Genomic DNA, 16,838 nt, shown 5'->3' with positions numbered 1-16,838 from the left:
ATTCCATCCTAGATGCGCCAGAGGGGACCGACGTCCGTGTGCGGCTCCGGGTTACGCGATCTGCACGGTCCAGATGACGTGCATGCGCCACACCATGATCGCGATGGCCAGGGCGGCGACTCCGAGGATGACGGTGCTCCAGCGGCTGCGCTCCATCAACGCCCAGAGCACGGCCCCGATCGGCAGGAGCACGGCGGAGACGAGATAGACCCAGAACTCGAGGAGGTCCCCCGTGGGCGGGTTCCCCACGAGCGGAGCGATGATCGCGGTGACCACCTGGGCGACCAGCAGGGCCTCGACGAGGGCGACGGCGCCGACGGACCAGTCGGTCGGGCGACGGCCGGCGAGTCCCGCCACGACGCAGAACGCTCCGGCGACGACCGCCACCACGATCTGGGCGAGGGTGAACCACAGGATCATCGGGCACTCTCCGGCATGTTCATGGCGCTCTTGAGGTCGCCTCCGCGTTTCTCGACGACACCGACGAGAACACCCTCGTCGTCGATGGCCGCGACCAGCGGTGCATCGATCCGGCCGGCTTGGCCGGCGAGTCTCTTCCCGTGGCGCAGATCCCGCGCTTCCTCGGCGGAGACGGACAGCACGGGCAGGATGAGCTCCGCGGCCTGCGCAGGGGTGAGGACCGGAGCCCCCTCGAGGGAATCGATGTCGACGGCATCCGCGACGTCGAACGACCCCACCCGGGTACGCCGCAGCGCGGTGAGGTGCCCGCCGACGCCCAGCGCGGCACCGAGGTCGCGGGCCAACGACCGGATGTACGTACCGGACGAGCACTCCACGATCACGTCGAGATCGCGGATGCCGTCACCCGCTCTGTCGCCGACGACATCGAAGCGCGAGACGACGACGTTCCTTGCGTCGAGGACGACCTCCTCCCCCGCACGGACGCGATCGTATGCGCGGCGACCGTCGACCTTGATCGCGGACACCGCGCTGGGAACCTGCGAGATCTCACCGGTCAGGGCCGAGATCTCCGCGGCGATGCGTGCGTCGGAGACGTCCGCCCAGGCGGCGGGATCCGCGTGCGCGGTGATCTCTCCGTCGGCGTCGTCGGTGCCCGTGGCCTGTCCGAGACGGATGGTCGCCTCGTAGGTCTTGCCGGCGCCCACGATGTAGGTGAGGAGCCGGGTGGCGCCCTCGATGCCGATCACGAGCAGTCCGGTCGCCATCGGGTCGAGCGTGCCGGCGTGCCCGACCTTGCGGGTGCCGAACGCACGACGCGTGCGCGCGACGACGTCGTGGCTGGTCAGCCCTGCGGGCTTGTCGACGAGGAGGATGCCCGGCAGAACCATCCCTCCAGCCTACGGTGCCCGGCCGCACGGGCGAACACGCGGTCGCGGCTCGAATAGGCTTGTCGGATGCCGGAGACGCCCGAGAACCGCGACCGGGAGATCGCCGCCCCGGTCATCGACTGGTACCGTTCCGCGGCTCGCGATCTGCCCTGGCGTCGGCCGGAGTTCCACGAGCGTTTCGGCGCCTGGGGCGTGCTCGTGAGCGAGTTCATGCTGCAGCAGACGCCCGTCGCCCGCGTGATCCCCCGTCTCGATGCGTGGCTGGAGCGCTGGCCGTCGCCGGCGGACATGGCCACGGCCTCCCCCGCCGAGGTCGTGCAGCAATGGGCGAACCTCGGCTATCCGCGCCGCGCGCTCTGGCTCCACCGCGCGGCGACGGAGGTCGTCCGCGAGCACGACGGAACGGTCCCCCGAGACGTCCCCGCGCTGCTCGCGCTCACCGGGATCGGCGACTACACCGCCCGCGCGGTGGCCGTCTTCTCCTACGGCGACCGGCATCCGGTGGTCGACACCAACACCCGCCGCGTGCTTGCGCGCGCCGTCGACGGCAGCGCGCACCCGGGCCCTCCCTCACGGCGCGACCTCGCCCTGATGGAGGCGCAGATGCCGGTGGACGACTCCGCCGCCGCGGTGTTCAACGCCGCCGTCATGGAGCTCGGCGCCACCGTGTGCACCGCACGCGCGCCGTTCTGCGAAGAGTGCCCGATCGCCGACCGGTGCGCGTGGCTCGCCGCAGGGAGTCCCGCGACAGTGGATACCCGCCGAAAGCAGGCGGCCTACGAAGGATCGGATCGGCAGGCGCGCGGCGCGGTGCTGCGCGTACTTAGGGAGATCGCCCCCGCAGGCATCGCCTTGGAGGATCTGCTGCCGGACTGGCCGGATCCGTTGCAACGGGATCGCGCGATCGACTCGCTCGTCGCGGACGGGCTCGCCGAGGCCGGGAACGGAGAGATCGCGCTACCGCGCTGACTCCTCACAGCAGCTGATTGGTCCGGTGAGCCAGCACGGTGAGCTCGACCCGCGAGCGCACGCCGAGCTTCGCGAACGCCCGTCCGATGTGCACCTCGACCGTGCGCACCGACACCACCAGTGCTTCCGAGATCTCCCGGTTGCTCGCGCCGGCCGCCGCTCGCATCGCGACCTCGAGCTCGCGCGCGGTGAGCTGCTGCGACCATGCCGCCCGGCACGCCGCCAGCGGATCGATCGCCGACGATGCGTCATCGGCGTCGAGGGTCGCGATCCTGCGCACGACCGATCGCGCCCAGGCGTGAGCCCCCGAGAGCTCGAACAGGCTGAGCGCCGTGCGCAGGTGCTCGCGAGCGACGACCGCCTCCCCGCGGATCGCCGCACGGGTACCGAGCATCGCCTCGATGCGAGCGCGCGCGAACGGCGACCGCAGAGTGCGGGCCGCGCGCAGGACCTCGTCGCGCTCGGAGTGCCAGCGCACATCGGGAGCGGTGGCGACGCGTGTACGGAGCGAGCGGGCGAGGCTGACCTCCGGGGGCTCGATGAGACGCACAGCCGGCTCCTCGTCACCGCCCGGGCGGATCTCCTCGAGTCCGGGAACGGCGAACGACGTCTGCGGTGCCCCGAGCTCGCGCCACAGCCGGACGAATCCGGCGGCTCCGTCGAAATCTCCGTCGAGGAACGCCTCGATACCCTGATCGACCAGCAGATCGATCCGCTGAGCCGACGGCAGCGCACAGGTCAGCGCACGAGCGAAGGGTCCCAGCTCTCCGAGCACGGCGAGGTCGAGCCTGCGGGCGAGAACGACACCGAGTCCGGCGAACGGCATGCTCACCGGGAGCGTCATGGATGCCGTGAGCAGATGCTCGCGTGCCTCGCCCATGTCACCGCGCCAGACCAGGAGCAGGGCGTGCGCGACCGCGCGGTACGCATCGACGAGCGGACTCCGCTCGAATCCCTCTACGAGCGGATCCACCCCGGACGCGAGCGCGTCCTCATGGGCGAGCAGGCGCAGCCCGACGTCGATCCGTCCGTCGAGAGCGGAGGTCAGCGCGCGCATCAGGCCACCCGTCACCGGACCCGTGCCCTCGGCATCGTCTTCTTCGGACTCGCCCACGAGCAGCCACGCGAGAGCGACTGCGGGGTCTCGGAGCTTCGACTCGACACCGACCCGGGCAGAGGCGTACCGCAGCGACTCCCGCCAGGCGCGCATGCCCCGTCGGTCACCGCGCTCCGCGCACAGGGGCACGGCCAGCGCCGCTCCCCGAGCGATCGAGTACCAGTCCTCCGGTGCATCCGAGGCCGGGCGCAGCGCTTCCAGGTCGATCTCGGGAACCGACCCCTGCAGGTGAGCCTGTGCGATGAGCAGGCCGGCGAGGCCCTGCAGCCGATAGCGCTCCGTTCCGTGCGGGAACAGGGTGCCGAGCCAGGCGGCAGCCTCGAGCGCGTACCCGCCCCCGATCGCGGCCGCGCCGGCGACCATCCGGGCTTCGTCGAGATCCCGCCCCGCGGCGTGCGCGGCCGCCTCGCGCGCGATCATCAGGGCGCGATCGGCGTGCCCCGCTTCCGACAGCCCTCTCGCGATCCGCGTGAGTTCGCGGGCGGATCCGGGGTCCATCTCCAGCGACGCGCGCGCTCGATGCCAGTCCGCCTCGATCGTGCGCCGCTGCCGCGCGAAAACCTCGTGCAGACGCGCGTGCACCCGGGCGGCCTCGCCCGACCCCATGCCCGCGGATATCCAGATCGCGAGTCGCCGGTCCTGCAGACGGATGCGGCCCGCGTGCAGGTCGAGATGCCCGCCGATCGCGGATGCCGCGAGATCCTCGGCCGTGCGTCCGTCGAAGGCCAGGAGCGGCTCCAGCTCGTCGGTCAGCGTCACGGCCAGCGCGAAGAGAAGGGCGCGATCACGCGCCGAGAGATCGAGCCCTCTGAAGGCCTCGACGACGGCGGGCACCATCGGGAGAGGAGACGGCAGCGGAAGCAGCCCCTGGCGCTGCCCGCGCGTCAACGCGGCCGCCACCTGGCGGATCGTGGGCGCATTCGCGTGCAGATCGACCATGAGGCGCGACAGCACGTGCGGCGCGCACCCGATCTGTTCGTCGATCAGCTCGCCGAGCAACGGACCGACCGTCGCCCACGCGTGACTCGTTCCTCCGGACACCACTGCGCCGTCGATGATGCACCCCCTCGCACCGGATGAGACGCTTCTCATCCGGTGCGACGGTAGCAAGCAGAACCGCGACCGCGACGGTCATCGAGCGATATACCCAACGCGTCTCCGCGCAGGCGGGATCAGCGGTCGGAGTCCTCATCCTCCGCGCGCACGTACGGGTCGGCGTCGCCGGCGTGGGAGGCGGAGGAGGCGAGCTTCGCCACCTCGGCGTCGCGCTCCTGAGCCTGACGCAGCAGCGCGGTGATGTGGTCGGCGTTCTCCGGGAGCGCATCGGGGATGAACTCCAGCGTGGGCACCAGACGGGTGCTGAGCTGTCGCCCCACCTCGCTGCGCAGCATCCCCGTGGCCGAGGTCAGCGCCGCGCCGCTGGCGATGCGCTCCTCCTCGGTGCCGAGAACGGTGTAGAACACCGACGCGTGCTGGAGGTCACCGCTCACGCGTACGTCGGTGATCGTCACGAAGCCGAGCCGCGGGTCGCGCAGCCCCTTCTCGAGCCGCTCGGCGAGGATCACGCGGATCCGGTCGGCGAGGCGAGCCTGTCGTTCTCCAGCCATGCTTGATTCTCTCTCTTCAACCGCCGCAGCGGCGTGAAACTGTTGCGGAGGCGATGGATGCCATCGGGATAGTCGGGGTCTTGGGGGTTCCCGTTATCCCGATGGCATCCATCGCCGGAGCGACTCAACGAGGATCAGCCGCGCGGCTTCTCCACCAGCTCGGTCGTCTCGATCTCGTCACCGATCTGGATGTCGTTGTACTTGCCGAGGCCGATACCGGCTTCGTAGTCCGTACGCACCTCGGTGACGTCGTCCTTGAAGCGACGCAGCGATTCGATCGCCAGGCCGTCCGCGAGGACGACTCCGTCGCGGATGACGCGGGCCTTGGCGTTTCGCGTGATCGTTCCCGATCGCACGATGACACCGGCGATGTTGCCGAACTTCGAGGAGCGGAACACCTCGCGGATCTCGGCGACACCCGACTGGACCTCTTCGTACTCCGGCTTGAGCATTCCCTTGAGGGAGTTCTCGATCTCGTCGATCGCGTTGTAGATGACCGAGTAGAACCGGATGTCCACGCCTTCGCGGGAGGCGCGCTCGCGCGCCTTCGTGTCGGGGCGGACGTTGAAGCCCACGATGATCGCGTTGTCGATCGTCGCGAGGTTGACGTCGGACTCGGTGATCGCACCCACACCGCGGTGGATGATGCGCAGCTGGACGGAGTCGTCGACCTCGATCTTGAGCAGCGATTCCTCGAGCGCCTCGACGGCACCCGAGACGTCACCCTTGATGATGAGGTTGAGCGACTCGACCTTGCCCTCTTCGAGCGCACGGGTGAAGTCCTCGAGCGAGATGCGCTTGCGGGCCTTGGCCAGCTGCGCATTGCGCTCGACCGCTTCACGCTTCTCGGCGATCTGGCGAGCCATGCGGTCCTCGTCGGTGACGATGAACACGTCACCGGCGCGGGGCACCGAGTTCAGACCCTGAACCTGGACCGGACGCGACGGGTAGGCCTCGAGGACCTGCTCGCCGTTCTCGTCGGCCATCGCACGCACACGTCCGTAGGCGGTGCCGGCGACGATCGCGTCTCCGACGCGGAGCGTTCCGGACTGGATGAGCACCGTCGCGACCGAACCGCGGCCCTTGTCGAGCTTCGCCTCGATGGCGACACCGCGAGCGGCCTTGTTCGGGTTGGCGGTGAGGTCGAGACCCGCGTCGGCCGTGAGCAGCACGGCGTCGAGGAGCTCCTGGATGCCGGTGTTGGCACGCGCCGAGACGTCGACGAACATGACGTCGCCACCGAACTCCTCGGCGACCAGCCCGTACTCGGTGAGCTGCTGGCGCACCTTCGACGGGTTGGCGTCCGGCTTGTCGACCTTGTTCACCGCGACCACGATCGGCACGTTCGCCGCCTGGGCGTGGTTGAGCGCCTCGACCGTCTGCGGCATGATGCCGTCGTCGGCCGCGACCACGAGGATCGCGAGGTCGGTGACCTGGGCACCACGGGCACGCATGGCCGTGAAGGCCTCGTGACCCGGCGTGTCGATGAAGGTGATGGCACGCTCGATGCCCTCGTGCTCCGTCCACACCTGGTAGGCACCGATGTGCTGGGTGATGCCGCCGGCTTCGCCCTCGATGACGTTGGTCTGACGGATCGCGTCGAGCAGTCGGGTCTTACCGTGATCGACGTGACCCATGACGGTGACGACCGGCGGGCGGATCTCGAGGTCGTCGTCGCTCTCCTCCTCCAGCTCCTTCTCGAGGTCGAGACCGAAGCCCTCGAGGAGCTCCTTGTCCTCGTCCTCGGGCGAGACCATCTGGATCTTGTAGCCGAGCTCCTCGCCGAGGACCTCGAACGTGGCCTCGTCGAGGGATTCGGTGGCCGTGGCCATCTCACCCAGGTTGAAGAGAATCGTGACGAGGGTTCCGGGCTGGACCGTGTAACCGGTCAGCGTCTCGATCTTGTCGGCGAAGTCCGCGATCGACGCACCACGGCGCATGCGGATGATCTCCCCGTTTCCACGGGTGACGTTGACGCCGCCGACGACCGGGGCGCTCCGCATCTCGAACTCTTGCCGCTTCGCCCGCCGCGACTTGCGCTGCTTGCTCTTGCCGCCGCCCTTACCGAACGCACCGGCGGTACCACCGCCGGGACCACGGCCACGACCGCCGCCACCACCGGGACGACCGGCGAAGCCACCACCGGGACGTGCGCCGGGACCGGCACCGGGTCCACCGGCGCCACCGGGACGACCGGGGCCGCCGGGACGCTGCTGGAACGGAGCACCGGGACGACCGCCCTGGCCACCGCGAGGGGCACCGGGACGGGGCGAGCCGGGACGCGGAGCACCCGGACGGGGTGCACCGGGGCGCGGCGCCTGCGGGCGCGGGATGTTGCCCGGAGTCGGGCGCTGTCCCATGCCCTGCGCCGAAGCGAAGGGGTTGTTCCCCGGGCGAGGACCGGTGGGACGCTGTCCCATGCCCTGGGCCGACGAGAACGGGTTGTTCCCCGGGCGCGGAGCGCCGGGCTTGGGCGCGCCGCTGTCACCGGCGGGCGCGGTGGGTGCCGGTGCCTCCGGTGCAGGGGCCGCCGGGGCGGGCGCGGACGACTCCGCAACGGGAGCCTCCGCAGCGGGCGTCTCGACGACCGGTGCGGGTGCGGGCTTGGGACCGGGCTTGGGGCCCGGGGTCGGCGCCGACTTGCCGGCCGGCTTGGCCGCTGACGGCTTGGCGGCTGCCTGCTTGGCGGCGGGGCTCGCAGCCGGAGCAGTCTCGGCGGATGCCTTGAGCGAGGGGTCGGCATCGATCGCCGCGCGCAGCTTGCGCGCCACCGGCGGTTCGATGGTCGATGAGGGACTCTTGACGAATTCGCCGAGTTCCTTCAGCTTTGCAAGTGCGACCTTGCTGTCGACGCCGAGTTCGGCGGCGATCTCGTGTACGCGTGGTTTACCAGCCACAATTCTCCTGTCTGGGGCAGTCTGCCCAGACAGGGCAGACCATTAGTCGCGGACGGGTCTCATTTCGAGCCGTTCACTTTGTTTCCATAGCCGTTCAGCCGTTTCTCGATGGTCTGCGTGTCCACAGGGGTGGACACACGGAGTGCTCGTCCGAAAGCGCGGCGCCGCAGTGCGGACGCCATGCATTCCTGCGTCGGATGCATCCACGCGCCTCGCCCCGGCAGGACGGCGCGCTCATCGATGATGAGGATTCCGTTCTGGGACACCACCCTGAGGAGGGCGGAGCGGGGAGCACGCATGCGACAGCCGACGCACGTTCGTACGGGTTCCATCTTACACCTGCGTTTCCTCTCGCTCGGTACGCGGGCGGCGCGTGCCGAGCGGACGGTGGGCGCTCAGTCCAGGACGCTGTCCGGCTGGATGTCGATCTTGGCGCCCGTGAGCTTCGCGGCGAGACGGGCGTTCTGCCCTTCCTTGCCGATGGCCAGCGAGAGCTGGTAATCGGGGACGAGGGCTCGGACGGCCTTGGTGGTGGCGTCGAGGATGAACGAGCTCGTCACCTTCGCCGGGGAGAGCGCGTTCGCGACGAAGGCCGCGAGCTCCGGGTCGTGGTCGACGATGTCGATCTTCTCCCCCGACAGCTCTTCGGTGACGGCGCGCACGCGGCGGCCGAGCTCGCCGATGCAGGCGCCCTTGGCGTTGATGGACGGGTCGTTGGCCTTGACCGCGATCTTCGAGCGGTGCCCCGCCTCGCGGGCCAGGGAGACGATCTCGACGAGGCCGGCCGCGATCTCGGGGACCTCGAGCGCGAAGAGCTTGCGGACGAGACCGGGATGCGTGCGCGAGACGGTGATCTGCGGGCCCTTCAGCCCCTTCGCCACACTCGTCACGTAGACGCGGATGCGCGATCCGTGCGTGTACTCCTCGCCGGGAACCTGCTCCTCGGGGGGCAGGATGGCCTCGACGGAACCGAGATCCACATGGATCATCCGCGGGTTCGGACCCTGCTGGATGACGCCCGCGACGATGTCGCCCTCCTTGCCGCGGAACTCGCCGAGCACGGCCTCGTCGGCGATGTCGCGGAGGCGCTGGCTGATGACCTGCTTGGCGGCGAAAGCGGCGATGCGGCCGAAGTCGCTCGGCGTCGCGTCCTCCTCGCCGATGATGGCGCCCTCGTCGTCGGAGACCGCCTGCAGAACGGCGACGTGACCGGTCTTGCGATCGAGGTCGACGCGCACGCCCTCGGGAAGGTCGCCCTCGGCCGAGACATGCTTGGAGTAGGCGGTCAGGATCGCCTGCTCGATGATCGCGACGAGTTCGTCGAAGGGGATCCCCTTCTCCTTCTCGATTCCACGCAGCAGGCTCAGTTCGATATCCATGACGGCTCCCTATTCAGCTCTCGTCGCGCGGAATCACACACGCGACATCCGTACAACGATACCCCGCCCCCGCCACGGGTCGCCACGTCAGGCCGACGGCGACCTCTCCGGCAGCTCATCCGCGGAGGGCAGGGCGTTGATCGCGCCGATCAATCGGAACAGGTCGCCCACGCGTCGCTGATCGAGGCGGAGCGCCAGGCGAGGAAGGTCGACGGCATCGCCATCGGCGATCTCCACGGATCGCGGGGTCGCGCGCTCGATGCGGTCGGACGCCAACATCGACGCGAAGCGCTCGTTCAGGTCGGCGAGCTCGGCATCCGTCGGTTCCGCCCGGAGCCGCAGCACCAGGGTGTCCCCGAACCAGCGCAGCGAATCGTAGTTGCGCCAGAACCCCGTGATCTCCGCCCGCGCGGCGTCGACGGAGTCCGTGATCACCACTCGATCGAAATCGCCCTCCGAGATCACCCCCGCCGGCGCGAGGTGCTCGTCGACGAAACTGCGCAGCCCCTCCCAGAATCGCCCACCGGTCTCGTCGAGGAGCACGATCGGCATCGGCTCCGCCTTGCCCGTCTGCTGCAGGGTGAGGAGCTCGAACATCTCGTCGAGCGTGCCGAACCCGCCGGGCAGGCAGATGAACCCCTCCGACTCCTTGATGAGCATCAGCTTGCGGGTGAAGAAGTACTTCATCGCCACGACGTGGTCCTGACCGGACGACACGATCCCGTTGGGCTTCTCTTCGAAGGGCAGGCGGATCGAGACACCGAGCGAGAGCGCGGGCCCGGCTCCCTCCGCCGCGGCCTGCATGATCCCCGGCCCTGCACCGGTGACGACCATCCATCCATCGGTCGCCAGCGCCGCCGCGACGTCGCGGGCCTGCCGGTACAGCGGATCGTCGGTGCGCGTGCGAGCGGATCCGAAGACCGTGACCTTGGGCACACCGCGGTACGGCGCGAACAGTCGGAACGCGTCGCGCATCTCCGCGAGCGCCGCTGAAGCGATCTTGAGGTCGAGACGGTCGGTGCCGTCCTCCCCCAGCAGGATCGCGGTGCGCAGCATCCTCATCACGAGCCGACGGTCGGCATGCACTCCGGCATCGTCGAGCACGGCGTTGATCTCGGCACTCAGGGCGTCGGGGAGCGGTTCGTCGATCATGCGTCCAGCGTGTCACGACCCGCTGAACGGGCGCGAGGTGCCACACCGAGAACGCGAACGCCGCGCCCCGACGGGACGCGGCGTTCGTTCGATCGTCAGCGGGAGAGTCGTTCGACGGCTTCGGCGATCGACACGGCCTCGCGGTCACCCGTGACGCGATCCCACAGCTCGACCTGGCCCTCGGCCGCGCCGCGCCCGACGATCACGATCTTCGGCACGCCCACGAGCTCGGCATCGCCGAACTTCACACCGGGTGAGACCTTGGGGCGATCGTCGTAGAGCACGTCGAGCCCGATGCCCTCCAGAGCGGACGAGAGCTCCGCCGCGACGTCGAACGCGATCTGGTCGCGGCCGGCGGCGACGACCTGCACGTCGAAGGGCGCGACCGACGCGGGCCAGATGAGCCCCTTGTCGTCGTTGTTGAGCTCGGCGATGATCGCCAGGATGCGCGTGACGCCGATGCCGTACGAGCCCATCGTGACCGTGACGAGCTTGCCGTTGACGTCGAGCACCTTGAGACCGAGCGCCTCGGCGTACTTGCGCCCGAGCTGGAAGACGTGCCCGATCTCCATGCCGCGCGCGAGCTCCACGGGTCCGGAGCCGTCGGGGGCGGGGTCGCCGGCGCGCACGTTGGCGATCTCGACGATGCCGTCGGCTGTGAAGTCGCGCCCGGCGACCACCGAGTGCGCGTGCTTCTGGTCGATGTTCGCCCCGGTGATCCAGCTGGTGCCCTCGCTGACCCGCGGGTCGACGAGATAACGGATCCCGGTGGCGGACTCCTCGCCCAGCACCGCGCCCGTGCTCGACCACGGGCCGATGTAGCCCTTCACGAGCAGCGGATGCTTCGCGAAGTCCTCCGGGGTGGCGGTCTCGACCTCGGCCGGCGCGAAGGCCACCTCGGCGCGCTTCTCGTCGACCTCGCGGTCGCCCGGGATGCCGACGACGACCAGTTCGCGCGTGCCGTCGAGGTGCGTGAGGGCGAGGACGACGTTCTTGAGCGTGTCCGCGGCCGAGTACTCCCCGTCGAGAACGGCGTTGGAATGCGCGACGAGCGTGTCGATCGTCGGGGTGTCCGGCGAGTCGAAGACGATCGGCGCGGCATCGGCGTCGAAGGCGACGGCGTCGGGCACGGCGGTGGTGAACGCCTCGACGTTCGCGGCGTATCCGCCGGCGCTGCGCACGAAGGTGTCCTCGCCGACCGGGGTCGGGTGCAGGAACTCCTCGCTGCGCGAGCCGCCCATCGCCCCGGCATCCGCCTGAACGATCACGTACTCGAGCCCCAGGCGCTGGAAGATGCGCTCGTACGCATCGCGCTGCGCCTGGTAGCTGGCCTCCAGCCCCTCGTCGGACGCGTCGAAGGAGTAGGCGTCCTTCATCGTGAACTCGCGTCCGCGCAGCAGACCGGCACGCGGGCGGGCCTCATCGCGGTACTTGTCCTGGATCTGGTAGATCGTCAGCGGCAGGTCCTTGTACGACGAATAGAGATCCTTCACGAGCTGCGTGAAGGCCTCCTCGTGGGTGGGCGCGAGCAGATAGTCGCCCCCCTTGCGGTCCTTCAGGCGGAAGAGCAGGTCGCCGTACTCGTCCCATCGTCCCGTCGCCTCGTAGGCCTCGCGCGGCATGAGCGCCGGGAAGTGAACCTCCTGCGCGCCGGCCGCGGCCATCTCCTCGCGCACGACGGTCTCGATCTTCGACTTGACCCGCAGGCCCAGTGGCAGCCACGCGAAGATGCCCGCCGCCTGCGGCCGGATGTAGCCGGCGCGGATCAGCAGCTTATGACTCGCGACCTCTGCACCTGCAGGGTCTTCACGGAGAGTACGGAGGAAGAAGTTCGAAAGACGAGTGACCACGGGCCAAGTCTACTGACCCGTGGTCGTCGTCTTTCGGCGGATGACTCAGTTGAGCGCCGGGAGACCCTCGGGCACGACGCCACCCTTGTAGAGGCTGGCGGCGAGCTCCTGCAGCGCCGTCAACGCGGCTCGCTGCGGGAGCGGGCCGTAGGAGATACGGGCGACGCCGAGCTTCTCGTACTGGGCGGCGCTGAGCGCGCCCGGCAAGCCGATCACGCTCACCTTCCGCTCGCCGATGCCCTCGACCAGCTGGCGAGTGACGTGGGCGTCGAGGATGCCGGGTACGAACACCGACGTGGCGCCGGCATCGATGAACGCGCGACCGCGCTGGATCGCGTCGGCGACGCTCTGTTCGACCGGGCGCCCGCCGGCGCGGACGAACGCGTCGGTGCGTGCGTTGAGGGCGAACGGCACGCCCTCCGCCTCGGCCGCCTTGACGATGGCTTCCACCACGGCGACCGACTCGTCGAGGGGCTTGAGGCGATCCTCGACGTTCGCGCCGACGACACCGGCGGCGATGGCGAGACGCGTGGTCTCCCCCGCGTCGTCGTAACCGTCGTCGAGGTCGGCGGTGACCGGCACGTGGACGGATGCCGCGATCCGGCCGACCATGTCGAGCATGATGTCGCGCGGGATCGTGCCGTCGTCGTAGCCGAACGATGCGGCGATGCCGTGACCGGCCGTCGCGATCGCCCGGGTCTCGGGGAGCTTGGCGACCGCTCGCGCGGACACCACATCCCATACGTTCACGACGCGGAGGATCTCGGGGGCGTCATAGAGGTCGACGAGGGTCTGAGCCTTGGCTGAAGTGGTCATGTCCTCCACGCTAACGCGAACCCCCGACGATCGGGCCGCCGGGAACCGCCCCGTGACGATCCTCCGCGTGAGGATCCGCCTAGTGTGGACGCATGCCGCAGCGTCGTTCGCACGTCGACCCCTCCGCCGCGCAGACCGAGCTCGCCGTCGCGCTCTCGGCACTGCGTGCAGACCTCGATGCCCCGGTCGACTTTCCCGCCGAAGCGCTCGACGAAGCACTCTCCTCCCCCTCGCCGCCGCCCGAGCTCGACCTGCGCGACGTGCCGTTCGCGACGCTCGACCCGCCCGGCTCCCGCGATCTCGACCAGGCGTTCCATCTCGAGCGCGCCGGCCGCGGGTACACCGTGCGCTACGCGATCGCGGATGTCCCCGGCTTCGTCTCCCCCGGGGGCGCCGTCGATGTCGAGGCGCGGCGCCGCGGCCAGACGCTCTACGCCGCCGATGGATCGATCCCGCTGCATCCGCCCGTGCTGAGCGAGGACCGCGCCTCCTTGCTCCCCGACGTCGATCGCCCCGCTCTCGTATGGACCTTCGGTCTCGACGGTGACGGAACCGTCGTCGACACCTCACTCGAACGAGCGCTGATCCGGTCGCGGGTGCAACTCGAGTACGCCGGCGCCCAGGATGCGGTCGACCGTGGCGAGGACGGACCCGTCTCCCTCCTGCCCGAGATCGGCCGGCTGCGCATCGCGCAGGAGCGAGCCCGGGGCGGCGCCAGCCTGAACCTGCCCGACGAAGAGGTCGTCCGGACCGACGCCGGCGGATACGCGATCCGACGGCGCAGCCCCCTCCCCGTCGAGGAGTGGAACGCGCAGTTGTCGCTCATGACGGGCATGGCGGCCGCCTCGCTCATGCTCGAGGCGGAGGTGGGTATCCTGCGCACGATGCCCCGCCCCGACGACGCGGCGTTCGACACGTTCCGCCGACAGACGGCGGCGCTGGGACGGCCCTGGACCACCGGCGATTACGGCGACTTCCTCCGGGACCTGGATCGCACCGACCCGCTGACACTTCCCGTGCTGCAGGCGGCCGCGACCCTGTTCCGAGGTGCCGGCTACGTGACTTTCGACGGCTCGACACCGACCGACACCGTGCAGGCCGCGATCGCCGCGCCCTACGCCCACGCGACGGCGCCGCTGCGCCGACTCGTCGACCGATGGACGCTGACGATCTGCCTCGCCGTGTCCCGCGGTGAAGCCGTGCCCTCGTGGGTGCGGGACTCGCTCGCCGACCTGCCCGGTCTGATGCAGGACTCGTCGCAGCGCGCCTCCCGGCTCGACGCCGCCACCGTGAACGCCGTCGAGGCCGCGCTCATCACCCCGCTGGTGGGTTCCCGGGTCGATGCGACGATCATCGAGCTCCGCGGGGAGCGCGCGCGGATCCAACTGGCGGACCCCGCCGTCACGGCATCCGCACCCGTTCCGATCGATGCGCGCCCGGGAGACGTCATCCGCCTGCGTGTCGCGCGTGCGGACATCGGTGCGGGCGAGATCGAGTTCTCCCTGGACTGACCGTGCGTCAGGCCGCGGGGACGACGGTCGTCGTCATCACGAGCAGCTGCGGATCGCTCAGATCGAGCGACACCCGGATCGCTTCGAACGCCGCCAGCGAATCCACGTGCGTACCGCCGCAGAGGATCACCGCCTCCCCCTCGGGGAGCTCGCAGTGCCACCGGCGCCGGTCGACGATCGTCGGCCCCTCGGCGACGATCCGGCTGGCCGCGGCGGAGGACACCCACGCGGTCAACTGCGCGTTGATCGATGCCTCCCGCTCGGCGAGCGTCGCCGCGAACGTCTCGGTGTCGAAGCCCGCGCGCCGCAGGCTCTTTCCCAGGCGATACTCGTCGACGCTGCCGTCCTCGTGGATACGGCTGGACTGATTCGCCCGCCCCTCGAAGTCGGGCGTACCGAGGGCATCGGTTCCCGGGTCCTTGCGCCACAGGTCGGCGACGGCCAGATCGAGCGCCAGCGACGCGAGATGGCAGGCCGTATGACCACGGCTGAGTCCCGCTCGGTGCGGCTCGTCGACCACGAGGCGGGCCGCCGCGCCCTCCGTGAATCCCGCAGGCGCCGAGCCGTCGAGGCGATGGGCGACCAACCACGTCCACCCGTCGGCCCCGCGTCGCACCGGGATCGCCGCGCCGATCGCGAAGTCGCCCTCATCGCTGACGGCGGCCATGACCGCCTCCGCGACCGCGACGCTCTCCTCGCCCACGACGATCGTTCCCGTATCGCCCGGCTGATCGGGCCACGTGTGATCGACCGGGTGGAAGGGCGTCGCCTCGACGACGACCACGGCGCCGTCGTCGACCGGCTCGATACGGGTGATGACGCTCTCGCCCCGGACGGAACCGTCGGCGAACGACACGACTGTCGACGACATTGCTTCTCTCTGCCGGGTCAGACGGTGACGACCTGCGCGGTGCCGAGCGGGGCTTCGGGACCCATCTCGGCGGCGATCCGGTTCGCCTCCTCGATCAGCGTCGCGACGATGTCGGCTTCGGGCACGGTCTTGATGACCTCGCCCTTGACGAAGATCTGGCCCTTGCCGTTGCCCGACGCCACTCCGAGGTCTGCTTCGCGCGCCTCGCCCGGCCCGTTGACCACACAGCCCATGACGGCCACGCGCAGCGGCACCGTCATGTCCTTGAGGCCCTCGGTGACGTTCTCGGCGAGCGTGTAGACGTCGACCTGCGCACGGCCGCACGAGGGGCAGGAGACGATCTCGAGCTTGCGCTCGCGCAGGTTCAGCGACTGCAGGATCTGATGCCCGACCTTGACCTCTTCGGCCGGCGGGGCGGAGAGCGAGACGCGGATGGTGTCGCCGATCCCCTCGCCGAGGAGGATGCCGAACGCGGTGGCGCTCTTGATCGTGCCCTGGAACGCCGGTCCCGCCTCGGTGACGCCGAGGTGGAGGGGCCAGTCGCCGCGCTCGGCGAGCTGACGGTATGCCTTCACCATCACGATCGGGTCGTTGTGCTTGACGGAGATCTTGAAGTCGTGGAAGTCGTGCTCCTCGAACAGCGAGGCCTCCCAGACCGCGCTCTCGACGAGCGCTTCGGCGGTGGCCTTGCCGTATTTGGCGAGGATGCGCCGGTCGAGCGAACCGGCGTTCACGCCGATGCGCAGGGAGACGCCCGCGGCCTTCGCCGCCTCGGCGATCTTGCCGACGTTGCCGTCGAACTCGCGGATGTTGCCGGGGTTCACCCGCACGGCACCGCATCCGGCGTCGATCGCCGTGTAGATGTAACGCGGCTGGAAGTGGATGTCGGCGATCACGGGGATCTGGCTCTTCATCGCGATGATCTTGAGCGCATCCGCGTCGTCCTGGTGGGGAACGGCCACTCGCACGATCTCGCAGCCGGACGCCGTGAGCTCGGCGATCTGCTGAAGCGTCCCGTTGATGTCGGTCGTCTTCGTCGTCGTCATCGACTGAACGGTGACGGGAGCATCCCCACCCACGAGCACCTTGCCCACCTTGATCTGGCGAGACTTGCGGCGCGGGGCGAGGACTTCGGGGATCTTCGGCATTCCGAGGTTCACTGCTGGCACTGCTCCAGACTACGCCGCCAGGATGGGCGCAGGCTGGAAGCGGAGCCGGGGGAACGGGCCGTCATCCGCCCGGCCGACGCACCCCCGGTGTGGTAGTTTCGCCCCATGCTCGCGAACTTCACCTGGTGGCCCGCCTCCTAGGCGGTGTGTTCGCGTTCCCACGAATCCAGACCGCCTCCGGGGCGGTCTT

At 69.8% G+C, this 16,838-nt stretch carries 14 protein-coding genes; 2 read left to right on the top strand and 12 right to left on the bottom strand.

Features of this window, described 5'->3' with window-relative positions; genetic code table 11:
• Window positions 1-51 precede the first annotated feature (51 nt).
• The gene (locus tag KV396_RS13105) at window positions 52-420 is read right to left on the bottom strand and encodes a hypothetical protein (protein ID WP_247632412.1); all 369 of its coding nucleotides are present in this window, start codon (window positions 418-420) and stop codon (window positions 52-54) included.
• On the bottom strand, window positions 417-1,310 hold the full coding sequence (gene truB / locus KV396_RS13100) for a tRNA pseudouridine(55) synthase TruB (RefSeq protein WP_247632413.1): 894 nt from the start codon (window positions 1,308-1,310) through the stop codon (window positions 417-419). The genes KV396_RS13105 and truB overlap by 4 nt, the downstream gene beginning before the upstream one ends.
• A gap of 66 nt (window positions 1,311-1,376) precedes the next feature.
• Here truB and KV396_RS13095 point away from each other — a divergent pair, with 66 nt between their 5' ends.
• Entirely contained in the window at window positions 1,377-2,279 is a 903-nt protein-coding gene (locus KV396_RS13095; RefSeq protein ID WP_247955989.1) for an HhH-GPD family protein, read from the top strand.
• Window positions 2,280-2,283: 4 nt separating this feature from the next.
• On the opposite strand, the gene KV396_RS13090 is transcribed toward KV396_RS13095, so the two are convergent.
• The 8 genes from KV396_RS13090 to KV396_RS13055 form a co-directional block, all read right to left on the bottom strand.
• Window positions 2,284-4,437, bottom strand: a complete 2,154-nt coding sequence (locus KV396_RS13090; protein WP_247955988.1) for a helix-turn-helix domain-containing protein — start codon at window positions 4,435-4,437, stop codon at window positions 2,284-2,286.
• Window positions 4,438-4,568: 131 nt separating this feature from the next.
• Window positions 4,569-5,003, bottom strand: a complete 435-nt coding sequence (rbfA, locus tag KV396_RS13085) for a 30S ribosome-binding factor RbfA (protein ID WP_247622754.1) — start codon at window positions 5,001-5,003, stop codon at window positions 4,569-4,571.
• Between the two features lie 134 nt (window positions 5,004-5,137).
• Window positions 5,138-7,900, bottom strand: a complete 2,763-nt coding sequence (gene infB, locus KV396_RS13080) for a translation initiation factor IF-2 (protein WP_247955987.1) — start codon at window positions 7,898-7,900, stop codon at window positions 5,138-5,140.
• Between the two features lie 59 nt (window positions 7,901-7,959).
• Window positions 7,960-8,199, bottom strand: a complete 240-nt coding sequence (locus KV396_RS13075; protein ID WP_247622756.1) for a YlxR family protein — start codon at window positions 8,197-8,199, stop codon at window positions 7,960-7,962.
• Window positions 8,200-8,295: 96 nt separating this feature from the next.
• Window positions 8,296-9,279, bottom strand: coding sequence for a transcription termination factor NusA (gene nusA, locus KV396_RS13070; RefSeq protein WP_247622757.1), 984 nt, complete (start codon window positions 9,277-9,279; stop codon window positions 8,296-8,298).
• Window positions 9,280-9,366: 87 nt separating this feature from the next.
• Complete coding sequence (locus KV396_RS13065) at window positions 9,367-10,431, bottom strand: LOG family protein (protein ID WP_247955986.1); 1,065 nt, start codon at window positions 10,429-10,431, stop codon at window positions 9,367-9,369.
• A 95-nt stretch (window positions 10,432-10,526) separates the two neighbouring features.
• The gene (locus KV396_RS13060) at window positions 10,527-12,281 is read right to left on the bottom strand and encodes a proline--tRNA ligase (RefSeq protein WP_247955985.1); all 1,755 of its coding nucleotides are present in this window, start codon (window positions 12,279-12,281) and stop codon (window positions 10,527-10,529) included.
• Window positions 12,282-12,326: 45 nt separating this feature from the next.
• Complete coding sequence (locus KV396_RS13055) at window positions 12,327-13,097, bottom strand: isocitrate lyase/PEP mutase family protein (RefSeq protein WP_247632419.1); 771 nt, start codon at window positions 13,095-13,097, stop codon at window positions 12,327-12,329.
• 92 nt (window positions 13,098-13,189) lie between these two features.
• On the opposite strand from KV396_RS13055, the gene KV396_RS13050 reads away from it, so the two are divergent.
• Window positions 13,190-14,608 carry an RNB domain-containing ribonuclease gene (locus tag KV396_RS13050; RefSeq protein WP_247955984.1) on the top strand — a complete coding sequence of 473 codons (1,419 nt, stop codon included), beginning with the start codon at window positions 13,190-13,192 and terminating at the stop codon, window positions 14,606-14,608.
• Between the two features lie 7 nt (window positions 14,609-14,615).
• On the opposite strand, the gene KV396_RS13045 is transcribed toward KV396_RS13050, so the two are convergent.
• Entirely contained in the window at window positions 14,616-15,479 is an 864-nt protein-coding gene (locus KV396_RS13045) for an alanyl-tRNA editing protein (protein ID WP_247955983.1), read from the bottom strand.
• 17 nt (window positions 15,480-15,496) lie between these two features.
• Window positions 15,497-16,627, bottom strand: a complete 1,131-nt coding sequence (ispG, locus tag KV396_RS13040; protein WP_247624699.1) for a flavodoxin-dependent (E)-4-hydroxy-3-methylbut-2-enyl-diphosphate synthase — start codon at window positions 16,625-16,627, stop codon at window positions 15,497-15,499.
• Window positions 16,628-16,838: the final 211 nt, after the last annotated feature.

The organism is Microbacterium galbinum, from assembly GCF_023101185.1.
GTDB lineage: Bacteria > Actinomycetota > Actinomycetes > Actinomycetales > Microbacteriaceae > Microbacterium > Microbacterium galbinum.
Note: the sequence above shows the minus strand (reverse complement) of the source record. Positions and strands in the feature narration are given on the sequence as shown.